The sequence below is a fragment of the Seonamhaeicola sp. MEBiC01930 genome (assembly GCF_045277075.1).
Classification (GTDB): Bacteria; Bacteroidota; Bacteroidia; order Flavobacteriales; family Flavobacteriaceae; genus Seonamhaeicola.
In genome coordinates, this window is record NZ_CP104270.1 from 2,606,359 (window position 1) to 2,620,197 (window position 13,839).

Annotated in this window: 6 protein-coding genes; all 6 read left to right on the top strand. The window is 35.6% G+C overall.

Features of this window, described 5'->3' with window-relative positions; genetic code table 11:
* Positions 1-30: 30 nt before the first annotated feature.
* The 6 genes from N1F78_RS11295 (at position 31) to N1F78_RS11320 (ending at position 13,796) form a co-directional block, all read left to right on the top strand.
* Positions 31-1,671 (top strand): glycoside hydrolase family 172 protein, encoded by a 1,641-nt coding sequence (locus N1F78_RS11295; protein WP_406683268.1) that lies wholly within the window; start codon positions 31-33, stop codon positions 1,669-1,671.
* A 30-nt stretch (positions 1,672-1,701) separates the two neighbouring features.
* Positions 1,702-4,338, top strand: a complete 2,637-nt coding sequence (locus tag N1F78_RS11300; RefSeq protein ID WP_406683269.1) for a TIM-barrel domain-containing protein — start codon at positions 1,702-1,704, stop codon at positions 4,336-4,338.
* 2 nt (positions 4,339-4,340) lie between these two features.
* Positions 4,341-5,870 (top strand): sulfatase-like hydrolase/transferase, encoded by a 1,530-nt coding sequence (locus N1F78_RS11305; protein WP_406683270.1) that lies wholly within the window; start codon positions 4,341-4,343, stop codon positions 5,868-5,870.
* A 95-nt stretch (positions 5,871-5,965) separates the two neighbouring features.
* On the top strand, positions 5,966-8,341 hold the full coding sequence (locus tag N1F78_RS11310; RefSeq protein WP_406683271.1) for a glycosyl hydrolase family 95 catalytic domain-containing protein: 2,376 nt from the start codon (positions 5,966-5,968) through the stop codon (positions 8,339-8,341).
* A 59-nt stretch (positions 8,342-8,400) separates the two neighbouring features.
* On the top strand, positions 8,401-11,025 hold the full coding sequence (locus tag N1F78_RS11315; protein WP_406683272.1) for a GH116 family glycosyl-hydrolase: 2,625 nt from the start codon (positions 8,401-8,403) through the stop codon (positions 11,023-11,025).
* A gap of 8 nt (positions 11,026-11,033) precedes the next feature.
* Positions 11,034-13,796, top strand: coding sequence for a GH116 family glycosyl-hydrolase (locus N1F78_RS11320; RefSeq protein WP_406683273.1), 2,763 nt, complete (start codon positions 11,034-11,036; stop codon positions 13,794-13,796).
* The last annotated feature ends 43 nt before the right edge of the window (positions 13,797-13,839 follow it).

Here is a 13,839-nt window from a genome sequence, read left to right on the forward strand (position 1 = left end):
AACTAAGATTGAAAACAATAATTTAATATTATGAAAACTAAAACAAACGCCATATTGGTAGCTTTTTTAACTTTTACACTTGGTGTATTTGCACAAAACAACAAGCAAATTTCTGTAAAAACTCTGTTAAATGATATGGTAAACAGAGAGCTAATAGCTCAATTTCCTAATAATAATTTTAGGTTAAAGCAAGAAAGTAGTTATAATAGAGTTTCCAAAAAACCTACAGAATCAAAAGGTTGGTTTTTTAATCATGATTTTAATTCAAAAGAAACAGATCATAATTTTATCAGAATAGAAGAGAAAAACGGACAAAAAGAATGGGTGTTGATGGATCATATTGGTCCAGGGGCCATTGTTCGTACTTGGATGCCGTTTTTAAAGCCAGATAAACCAGATACCGATATACAAATTAAAATATATTTAGATGGTAATACTGAACCTGTTTTTGAGGGAAATATGTTGGGTCTATTAGATGGAACAGGAGAAATACCATATCCATTAGCACATCAATCGTTGCGTTCAGCGGTTTCATTTTTTCCGATACCTTATGCAAAAAGTTGTAAAATTACTACTTCTAAGATGCCTTTCTTTTATCAGTTTACCTATAGAGAGTATGATGATTACACACCGATAAAAACCTTAACCAAAGAAGATTTTAATGAGGCAATGAAATTAACTAAAACAGTTGGTGAAAAATTGCTTAACCCAGGTTTTTATTTAAACGGAAAAGAATCTTCAATTTCAACTAAATTAAAACCTAAAAAGGATGTTTCAGTAAAATTACCAACAGGAAGTAATGGAGCTATTAGAGAAATTAATTTAAAATTAGGGAATTATAAGAACGCTGAAGTTACTCGTAATGTGGTTTTAAAAATTGAGTTTGATGGCGAGCAAACAGTATGGTGCCCGATTGGTGATTTTTTTGGTGGCGGCATAGGGTTAAATCCATTTAATGGCTGGTACAGAACAGTAAGTGAAAATGGAACCATGACCTGCAGGTGGGTAATGCCTTACCAAGACACAGCGAAAGTTTCCGTTGTTAATTTAGGAGATAGTGCGGTTAAAATTAATTTGAAAGTAACTTGGGACAAATGGAGCTGGAATGAAGATAGTATGTATTTTAATGCAGCTTGGAGAGGTCAGTACCCTGTTTCAACTCGTCCGTATTCAGATTGGAATTACATTACATTAAAGGGGAGAGGTGTTTATGTTGGTGATGCATTAACTGTTATGAACCCCGTAGCAAAATGGTGGGGTGAAGGCGATGAGAAAATTTGGGTAGATGGTGAAGATTTTCCATCTATTTTCGGAACAGGTACAGAGGATTATTACGCCTATTCTTGGGGAGGTAGAAGTACCGATTTTTACGAACATCCATTTCATGCTCAACCTAAATGCTATGTATATAATAAACTGAATAGAAAAACTACTAAGGAAAGGAATACATCTGGGTATAGTACGGAAACCAGAACACGAGCTCTAGATGTTATGCCTTTTTCAAGTGCTTTAAAATTGGATATGGAAATTTGGAGTTGGACTGATTGTGATATGGGTTATGGTGTTGGTATGTATTGGTATGGGGATAAGCAAACCAAATCAAATAGAATAATAGACGAAAAAGAGGTGTTGAATGTTCCACCACTACCAAAAGGCTTTCCTAATAATTAAAAAGAACTGAACTAAATAAACCTATTACTCATGTTAAGTATTAAAAAGATTGTTAAAATTAATTTGCTGATAAGTCTTGTTGTGTTATCAAGTTGCAACTCAAAATTCAAGCTTCAATATGAAACTGACGAACATGGTGTTAGCATTCAAAAGGACAGTATAATTATTAAACTTGAAGTGATTAACGAATCTATTATCCATGTTAATAAGATGAAACTTGGTGATGAACCAACAAGCATACCAGATTACGTAACCGTATTAGACCCTCAAGAGGTAACCTGGGAAGTTATTGATGGTGAGGTCTTAACCGTTAGTACCGATTCATTAAATGTATTTGTAAATGTTGATGGCGTTATAGAGTATGAAACTAAAGGAGGTTTAAGCATAGTTTCAGAAACTAATGAGCTTACATTCATCAATCCAAAAGGAAGTAAACACACAGTTTCTCAAGCATTTGTTGCTGGAGATGAAGGTTTGTATGGTTTAGGGCAGTTTCAAAGCGGCATTATGAATTGGAAAAATGTACCGATTAGATTACAACAATATAATCAAGAAATAGCAATTCCTTTTTTAGTTTCTACTAAAGGTTACGGTATTTATTGGCATAATTACAGTTTAACTGATTTTAATCAGCCTGAAAATGAAATTAAGTTTTCCTCTACAGATGCTACTTTAACCGAAAAAATTAATAAGAATGAAGGAGTTAATGGAGAAAAGGAAGATGTGGCTTCTCATATCAAAAAGTCCAAAACTGAAAACGATAACATACGTGAAACTACATTTACACCTTCCAAAACAGGGGAGTATACTTTTTTAGCTTTAAGTGATAATTCAGGACGTATGCGGGGTTCAATTAATTTAAGTATAGATGGTGATGATGTGATTAATTACGAAACCATTTGGATACCGCGTAGATACTCTGGAAAAAAACATTTAGTGGCGGGAAAAACGTATAAAGTTGTTTTTAAAAATATAGGTGCTAAAATTCCTGGGCGTATATTTTATAACGAGCCAGATTTTAGTAAAACAGTTTTTAGTAGTACTGCAGGAAATGCCATAGATTATTATTTAATACATGGGAATACGCCAGTAGAAGTAGTTACAGGATACCAGAATCTAACCGGTAAAGCGCCTATGTTTCCTAAAAGTGCTTATGGGTTTTGGCAATGTAGAGAGCGTTATCATAATCAAGAAGAATTGTTAGAGAATGCCCGTGAAATGAGAGCACGTAACATTCCTGTTGATAATATTGTACAAGATTGGTTTTATTGGCCAGATGGTACAAAAGGACCAGAATGGGATAGAGCTAAATATCCAGACCCCAAGGCTATGGCAGATGAGGTTAGGAGTTTAAACCTTAAACTAATGGTTTCTGTATGGCCTGAAGTTAAGCACAAATCATTAGAAAAAAAATACAATTTAACTAAGATAGAAGGTAGTAATAAGCTTGATTTTTATGATGAGGGTGTTCAAGAACGTTATTATAGAATGCTAAGCGACTCTATGTTTCATAATGGTGTTAGTCATATTTGGCTAGATGGATCTGAGTCTGCTGGTAGCCCGAAAAGCGATATTCAAACAGCAGTGGGACCAAACGATGAGGTTTATAACGCATATTCACTTTTAGTTACTAAATCTATGTATGAAGGTAGAAGAAAAGAGTTTCCAACAGAGCGCGTGTTTAATTTAACACGTTCTGCTTATGCGGGTCAACAGCGTTATGGCGTAACATCATGGTCTGGTGATGTACAAAGCACATGGGAGCAATTAGCTGAACAAATTCCTGCGGGTCTTAATTTTACTATGGCTGGTATTCCATATTGGACACACGATATCGGTGGATTTTTTAGAGATGCCAAATCCATAAACCCAATTTTTGACAATCAATATACAAACCCAGAGTTTATTGAGTTACTAACACGTTGGTTTCAGTTTGGTACGTTTAGTCCTATTTTTAGAATTCACGGATACAAATCAGAGACTGAAATATGGAGATACAATCAAGAATTTGAGGATATAGCTCGAAAATTCATTGATATCCGCTACCAACTCATGCCATATATATATTCAGAAGCTTGGAAAGTTACAACTGACGGAAAGTTATTAATGGCTCCATTATCTTATCAGTATCCAAATGATAAAAACACCTGGAATATTAAAGACCAATTTTTATTTGGAGAATCTATAATGGTTGGTATTGTAACAGAATACAAGAAAAGAAGTAAAGAAATGTATTTGCCAGAAGGTACTTGGTATAACTTTTGGAATGATGAAAAATTTGAGGGTAATCAAAATGTCATTGTGGATGCTCCGTTAGATGAAACACCAGTTTTTGTGAAATCAGGTACTATTTTACCTATTGGTCCTAAGGTGCAACATGCTAATGTAAGAACCAAAAAACCAAGTTTTATTGTGGTATATCCAGGTAAGGATGCAGAATATACATTGTATTTAGATGATGGAGAGTCTTATAATTATGAACAAGGAACCTATTCTGAAATAAAATTTTCCTATTCAGAAGAAACCAAAAAACTAACAGTAAAAACAGGTGATGGTGTGTACTATAACTTTAATGATAATCCTATGGAGTTTATCTTTCAGATGGTTGGAGAAAGAAGTAAAGAACAAGAGTTTTTCTATGGGGATGATTTAACTATTCAGTTTTAAAAATGAAAAAGAAATTAATCATTTTATTCAGTTTTGCTAGTGCAGTGTTTGTTTTACACAAGGCAAATGCACAAAATAAACAACCTAATATTATTTTTTTAATGACCGATGACCAACGTTGGGATAACATGGGGTGTTATGGTAAACCAGAGTTTGCAACTCCCAATATTGATAAATTAGCTGGTGAGAGTGTTGTTTTTGACAATGCATTTTATGCGGTGGCTATTTGTATGCCAAGTCGAGTAACTATGATGACAGGACGGTACAATTCAAATCATCGTGTGGGATTTGTGGCTCCAGATAATTACACACTATCACAGGCAGATTTTTCCAACAGTTACCCTGCTATGTTAAAGACGGCAGGATATCGCACTGGTTTTATTGGTAAAGTAGGTTTTACAGTTACAGAAAATGGCCAACAGCCTAGTATTCCTAAAGAACATTTTTATAGAGAAAATTTGGCGGATACTTTCGATTTTTTTGCAGGTAGTGAAACTAGAGATGACAAAGGTTTTGTAATGTGGCCAGAAAATGATGAAGGATTAAAACAAATTTACAAAGAAGGAAGAGAAAACTCTGGAAGAACATTACGCACCGGAGAAGCCATGTTAAGGTTTTTGGAAACACAACCAGAAGATCAACCTTTTTGTCTTTCTGTAAGTTTCTATGCAGTAAAACATGATTCTAATAAAGACATGTATATGCCCCATTTTGAACAGTTTAAGGAATTTGATTTTTCAGTTCCTGATAACTGGGTAGAAGGTACCAATGAAAAATTACCTAAAGTGGTAAAAGAAAATGCAAGAGGGTATTATTTGCATAAACAAAGGTCCTCTAAGCCAGAACAATATCAACGTTTAGTACGTCGTTTCGCAACGCAGGGATATTCAGTAGATGATCAAGTTGGGTTATTGGTTGAAAGGTTAAAGGAAAAAGGAATATTGGATAATACCATCATTATTTATACAAGTGATAATGGCCGTTTCCAAGGATCTCATGGTTTGTTTGATAAATGTTTGCTTTATGAAGAATCTGTGAAGGCTCCTCTTATTATTTATGATGGACGCGTGCAAGAATCTAAACGCAAAAGAAGAGAAGATGCCCTTGTTTCATCAGTAGATATGGCACCAACTATTGTTTCTCTTGCAGGTTTAAAACCTGCTAAAAGTATGCAAGGGGAAGACTTAACCGCAGTTTTAAATCAAACAGAAGATATGAGCCAATGGCGTGATGCAGTTTTTATGGAAGATTTATTTTTAGTAGATATGTTTAAAGCAAGAAATAGCCCAAATCCGGATGCTTTAAATCAGGAATTAATTAATAATAATAAATCATATCGAGCAAGGGGTGTACGTACAAATAAGTGGAAGTATTTTGTGTATTACGAACACACACCAAAAATTGAAGAATTGTATGATATAGAGAATGACCCATTAGAACAAATTAACTTGGTTAATAGTCTAGAGAATAGAGAAGTGTTGAAAAAACTGAGGAAGAAAACTGAAGAGTTGTTTCAAAAAATAATTCACTAGTAAGCTGATAAACTGAATTCAAGATTTATATCAATAAAAAAATTGCGTGAAGAATTATCAATTGAAAGGATTATAATAATTAAAAATTTATACCCATGAAAAAGACATTTAAAGCATTTTTATTTCTTTGTACGGTTCTGCAATTGTTTTTGATTTTAAATTCCTGTAATTCAAATAATAATAGACATTTTATAAATTCTTTTGACAAGGATAATTTAGTGCTTTGGTATCAACAGCCAGGAACTGACTGGGCAATAGATGCTCTACCTTTAGGTAACGGAAGTATAGGAGCTATGGTTTTTGGAACTGTAAATGAGGAGCGCATCTTGTTGAATGAAAAAACGGTATGGGATGGTGGTCCTAATGTTCCGGGGTATGCAGATGCTAATAGAGTGGACAGTTATAAGCACCTTCCTAAAGTGAGAAAAGCACTTTTAGATGGTGATTATGAAAGGGCCGAAGCCTTATCAAAAGAGCATTTAATGGGAACATATTCTTATGATCATAATAACTTTGGTAGCTATAGACCATTGGGAGATGTATATGTTAAGACTGACATTGAAGAATACAGTAATTACAAACGTTCGTTGAGTCTTAATTCTGCAGTTTCCTCAGTAGAGTTCGATGCAGATTCTACACATTATACCCGACAGTATTTTTGCTCTTACCCTGATCAGGTAATGGTGATGCTTTTTACGGCAGATAAAAAGGGGAAACAGAATCTTTCATTGAGACTTTCTTCTTCTCAGCATGAGTCTCTGGTTTATAGGGCTTCAGAGAATGGATTGTTATTGAATAGTGTTGTGAAAAATAATAGAATGAAGTTATCCTCAAGGGTTCATGTAGAAAACATCGGAGGAAGTGTTGCTACAGCCAATAATACTATTACAGTTTCAGGAGCCGATTCTGTTATGTTTATACTATCTGCTGATACGGATTATAAACAAGAGTATCCCAATTTTCTTGGAGAAGACCCAGAAAAAACTACATTAAATATTATTAATAAAGCTAAAGAGAAGTCTTATAGAGAACTTCAAAGAAATCATTTAAATGATTACAAAGGGCTATTTGATAGAGTTAAATTATCTATTAATAACGATACAAATTCCATAGATAAACCAACTGATGAGCGCGTAGCTGCTTATTCAAGAGGTAAGGACTTTGGCTTGGAAACTTTAAATTTTCAATATGGGCGTTATTTGCTTATTGCTTCATCTAGACCTGGGAATTTACCGGGAAATCTTCAAGGTGTATGGAATGGGTTATGGTCACCACCATGGAAATCGGACTATCACATGAATATCAATTTTCAGATGAACTATTGGCCAGCAGAAGTTACTAACCTCAGTGAAACTCACTTACCTCTTATAGATTATGTTGAAATGTTTACAAAAACAGGTGTGGCTAGTGCAAAAAATCATTGGAATGCAAGGGGGTGGAGTGTAAGTCATGTGTCTAATATTTGGAACGGAGCGGCACCTTATAGTCATAAACATATGTATTGGTCTTACTATCCAACAACGGGAGCATGGTTATGTCAGCACGTCTATGACCATTATAGATTTACACAAGACACAACATATCTTAAAGAACGAGCTTACCCCATAATGAAAAGTCAGGCGGAATTTTTAGAAGACTATTTGTATGAACTTCCAGAGGGAACATTGGCTTCAACACCTTCGTGGTCTGCTGAACATGATCCTATAAGTATTGGGGCTGCTGGAGATCATGCTGTGTCTTGGGATTTGTTCAATAACATTATTGAAGCTAGTGAAATTCTAGAGTTAGATACCGAAGAAAGAAAAATTTGGAAACAGATAAGAGATAAAATAGTACCACCTAAAATTGGTAAATGGGGGCAATTACAAGAGTGGTATGAGGATGTTGACGATCCAAATGAGAAACACAGACATACCAACCATCTTTTGGGTTTAGCACCAGGAAGACAAATTTCTCCATTGACTACACCAGAACTTGCCGAAGCAGCAAAAGTAGCTATTAAGGCTAGAGGTAATGGGTCTGGAAGTGGATGGAATATGGGGCAGCTTACCTATGAATATGCCCGTTTGTTTGATGGAGAAACGGCATATGAAAAAATTGGTTTTCAAATAGAAAATAATACAAAACCAAATTTATTTAGTGCAAAAAAATGGTTTCAGATTGATGGTAATTTGGGAGCCACAGCTGGAATGGCAGAAATGTTGCTACAATCTCATATAGACGTAGTTCACTTATTGCCAGCACTTCCAGAGGCATGGGAAGAAGGTGAGGTAGCTGGTCTTATGGCTCGTGGAGGTTTTGAAGTAGATATAAAATGGGAAAACGGACAATTGATAAAAGCCACTATTAAATCAAAGAAAGGCGGTTTGTGTAAGTTGTTATATAACAGTACAACTTTGGAAATAGAGACTATTTCTGGTAAGGCGTATAATGTAGTTTTTGAAAATGATAAAATAATTTTAATAAAGTAAAACTAATTATTGAACTCAGCAATATGAATATTTGTTGTTAAAATATAAAAGCAATATTTATGGGAATAAAATTTAGAATCTTCTTGTTTGCAGTCATGCTAGTGTTTACTATAAATGCACAAAAAACAAAAGGCTATCAGTCAGAGGATTGGCCTGTTTTAACTACTTATGATGTGAATCATTTGGCTAAAATAGCCATGCCTATTGGAGGAATTGGTACAGGTACAGTATCATTAGGAGGAAGAGGAGATCTTAGAGATTGGGAGATCATGAATACTGCCGCCAAAGGTTACATTCCAACCAGTGAAAAACTAAGATACATTGGGCCGTTTTTTGCTTTGCATACGCAAACTGCTGATGGTAAAAAAGACACACGAGTATTAGAAGGGCCTTTAGACTTTTCGTTATACGAAGGCGCTTTTGGAAGTCCTAAAGTAAATCATGGATTTCCTCGTTTTGAAACTTGTAGTTTTATGGCAGCCTATCCTTTTGGACAGGTGTTACTTTCAGATAAAAAAGTACCATTAGAGGTTCGTATTAAAGCATTCAATCCATTTATCCCTGGAGATGTTAATGCCAGCGGAATTCCCATGGCAGCCATTACTTATGAGTTAACAAATACTACAGATAAAGCAATATTTGCATCTGTTTGTGGTAACATGCCAAATTTTATTGGAGAAGATGGTTCTGTAAGAGAGCCTAAAGGAAGAGGAGAGGCTTTGATTCCTGTTGGGGCAAAAGAAAATCAAAATGTCTTTAGAAAAGAAAAAAATGCACAAGGTATTTTTATGAGTTCTAAAGGTGTAGCTAAAGATTTTGAAGCTTGGGGAACCATGGCTATGACAACATCAAGTAACGAAAATGTGACGTACCGTACGTCTTGGGGAAAAGAGGTTTGGGGAAATTCACGTCTTGATTTTTGGGATGATTACAGTATAGATGGTCGTTTAGAAAACAGAGAGCACAACGGCGAAGATAGACCTATGGCATCTATGGCTGTAGAATTATCTGTTCCAGCAAGTACCAGTCGTGAAGTAACTTTTTATATTACTTGGCATTTTCCAAATAGAAAAACTTGGACACCCGCAGAGGATGGAATTAGTAATATGTTAACCAATTATTACACAACCCAGTACAAAGATGCTTGGGATGTTGTTGAAAAAACAATGCAGCAACTACCAAGTCTTGAAAGTAAAACAAAGGAATTTGTAAACGCTTTTGTGAATAGTGATTTACCAAAGGTTGTAAAAGAAGCCGCATTGTACAACACATCAACTTTACGTACCCAAACTTGTTTTAGAACTGCTGATGGAAATTTTTACGGATGGGAAGGTACTAGCGATAACAAAGGTGTTTGTCATGGTAATTGTACCCATGTATGGAATTATGATCAGGCAACACCTTTTCTGTTTGGAGAGTTATCGCGTTCAATGAGAGAGATAGAATTTGCACATGCTACAGATGATAAAGGGATGATGAGTTTTCGTGTGAATTTACCGTTGGAACGTGCCAATGAATTTAGTAGACCTGCTGCCGATGGACAATTGGGAGCAATCATGAAAATGTATAGAGATTGGCAAATGAGTGGAGACAATGAGTTGTTGGAAAAACTCTGGCCTAAAGTAAAAAAAGCTATGGAGTTCTGTTGGATAGAAGGAGGTTGGGATCCTAATATGGATGGAATCATAGATGGATGTCAGCACAATACCATGGATGTACAATACTTTGGACCCAATCCTCAAATGGGAATTTGGTATTTAGGAGCGTTAAAAGCTGCTTCAAAAATGGCTGATTTTTCTGGGGATAAGAAATTCGCAAAAACTTGTACCAAACTGTTTAAAAAAGGAAGTAAGTGGATTGATGAAAATCTGTTTAATGGAGAATATTATGTGCATCACATAGAACCACCAAAAAGTAGAGATGATATTGCTGCTCCCTTATTAAAAGGGTTGGAATCTAAAGATTTAGGAAGTTTGGATTATCAACTAGGTAAAGGATGTTTGGTAGATCAATTAGTAGGTCAGTTTATGGCTCATATTTGCGATTTGGGATATTTAACCAATCAAGAAAACATAAAAACTACGTTAAACAGTATTATGAAATACAATCTAAGAGAGGATAGTAGCTCAGGTTTTAACAGCATGCGTTCGTTTGTGTTGGGTGATGAAAAATCATTGGTGATGGCGAGCTACCCCAAAGAAAGACCTTTGTATCCTTTCCCTTATTTTACAGAAGCGATGACTGGTTTTGAATACACAGCTGCCATAGGTATGATGTATGAAGGGCAAGTAGAAAATGGGTTAACAAACATTAAAAATATTAGAGATCGTTACAACGGATTAAAACGTAACCCTTTTAACGAAGCAGAATGTGGGAACAATTATGCCAGAGCCATGGCTAGTTGGGGTGCAGTGGTTGCCCTTTCAGGGTTTCATTATTCAGCAGTGGAAAAAAGGATGCAGTTTACATCAGCATCAGGAAACTATTTTTGGTCAAATGGAAATCAGTATGGAACTGTTGTTATAGAGAATCAAGGAAATGATAGATTGGTGAAATTAACGGTGCTTAACGGGGAAGTTTCATTAGAATCTCTTCAGCTTAAAGGATTTGGAAATACATCATTTAAAAATGAAAAAGTTTTAAGACAAGGTGAAGTACAAGAGTTTTTGATCAAAAGAAAATAATTTAGGTAATGGAAAAAAATAATATGGAAAGTGGTTGTTGTTCAACTTCAGGATGTTGTGATAATGATAAGCCTATAGATAATGGACGTCGCAGTTTTATAAAAACTACAAGTTTAACAGCAGCTATGTTGGCCATAAACCCAATAAAGCTAATGGCAGGACCTTTTACTAAAGAAGATTTTAATCATGTTATTCCTGCAGATAAAAAGCTCACCAAAGAGTGGATTGATAGTCTATATGCAAGAGGAGAAGCGTTTAGTGCATCTGGAGAAGATTTGAAATATATAGGAATGCCTATTAATGGCATAGCTACAGGTCAAGTATATTTGGGAGGAGATGGAAGACTCTGGTGTTGGAATCTTGATGGTGAGCCAGATGATATATGGAAAGAAATGGGTTCCGGGCATAAGTATATGAAACCAGTTACGGCAAATAGTCCAATGGATCAGGGGTTCGCTTTACAGGTTGGTTCAGATAAACAAAAACGTGTATTTAGGTTAGATTCTAGTGGCTTTGAGGATATTCAATTCAAGAATAAGTATCCTATGGGAGATGTTACCTATGCGGATACAGACTGTCCAGTAAAGGTGCAATTAGAAGCCTATACTCCGTTTATACCTTTAAATAGAGATGACTCTAGTTACCCTGTTACGGTAATGCGTTATACCATAGAAAATACTTCTGATGAAGAACAAGAGGCAGTTATTGCAGGTTGGATTGAGAATTTTTCTAATTATAGAACAGGAAAACAGAATAGCAACGGAGTTCGTTTGAGCCAGTATCAAGAATTTGATGAATTATCAGTTGTAGAATGTTGGACAAAACCATTGAATGATACTCAATCAGAAGATAGTGAAACCGTTCCTTTTGATCATGCTAATGATTTTGGAGCAGTAGCATTAGGTTTACTGGGAAGTGACAAACCCGACTTTGTAGACACCATACGTTCTCAACCTAGAGAAAAAGCATTGTTTGATGCTGATAAACCCAATAAAAAAAGTGAAAAGATACAAGAGCGACCTTTTAGTGATAAAGCATATGCATCATTAGGTCGTAGTATTAAACTAAAACCAGGAGAAAGTACAACCATTTCTTTTACATTGTCATGGCGTTTTCCAAATGCTAGACACGTAACTGGTTTTGGAAAGACGGTGTGGACAAGAGATATTAATTACTATGCTACACAATGGCCTAGTGCAAGTGAGTCTGCAAACGTAGTTGCCTCACAAGAAAAAGAACTTAGAGAGAATACCCAAAAATGGGTAGATACTTGGTACGATTCTAGTTTACCCTATTGGTTTTTAGAGCGTACATTTATTCCTGTGGATTGTATGCAAACGCAATTGGCAGGTCGTATGGGAATGCAAGATGCACGATATAGTTTAGATGAAGGAGTTACTTGTTGTGAAGGTAACTGTACCCATGTATGGCATTATGCCCAAGGATTGGCACGTTTGTTTCCTGTAATAGAAAAAGAGTGTAGAGAACAAGTAGACTTCGATCGTAGTTTTAAAGATGATTCGGGAGCCATGAATTTCCGTTGTTCTACCAAGACTTTTAGAGAAGCTCCTGATGGGCAATGTGGAACCATTCTTAGAGTACTTCGTGAAAGTCAAATGACCACAGATTACAGTTTTTTAGAAGGTATTTGGGAACGTACCAAATTGTCTATGGACTATGTAATTAAAAGATGGGACGAAGATGAAGATGGCGTGATGAGTGGAGCACAACACAATACACTAGATGGTAATTGGTTTGGAAAAGTACATTGGTTAACAAACATGTATCATGCAGCCCTTAAAGCATCGGCTGTAATGGCAAAACAAATGAAAGAACCAGCAGTGGCGGAGCGTTATGAAACACTTGTCAGTAAAGGGGTTAGTTCTATGATGGACTTAATGTGGAAAGAAGAATATGGATACTTTATTCATATTCCAGAATTAGAACCAGAAAAAACACGTGGTTCAACCACAGGATGTCATATTGATCAAGTACTTGGAGAATTTTGGTTGTATAATTTAGGATTAGACCCTGTTTTACCAAGAGATAAAGTTAGAAAAGCATTAGAATCTCTTTGGACGTATAATTTCTCACCAAATATTGGAGATTTTAGAAAAGACCACCCAAAAGGACGTTGGTATGCAGCAGAAGGAGATGCTGGATTGGTAATGTGTACATGGCCTTTTGGAAAAGAGAATGCACAAAAAAAACATTTTCACAAATACTATAATGAGTGTATGTCTGGTTTTGAATGGCAAGTATCAGCTCATATGATTTGGGAGGGAATGTTAGAAAAAGGATTGGCAATTGGTAAAGCTATTAGCGATCGTTATCAACCCAATTTACGAAACCCATATAACGAGGTAGAATGTGGAGATCACTATGCTCGTGCATTGGCAAGTTACAGTGCTTTTATGGCTATGTGCGGTTACCGATACAACGGACCAGAAGGTAAATTGGCTTTCGGACCACGAATGCAACAAGATAATTTTAAAGCAGCGTTTACTACGGCTGAAGGATGGGGACAGTTTACCCAAAAGGTTGATACAGGTATACTTGTTGCCGGAATTGAGTTGCGTTACGGCAAATTAGAGTTGAAAGAATTTGCTTTAGACAAAGTGAGAGGCATAACGGTAATGGGTGTCAAAGTAAAGTTGGATGATAATCATATTGATGCAGCATTTACTATCGAAGCAGATAGTTATGTTATTACTTTTAATTCCAATTTAGTTTTTAGTGAGGGATCTCTAATGAGTTTTGAATTTATATAGAGGTATGGATAAAGTAAAATATAAGATAGATTTAAATTATTTA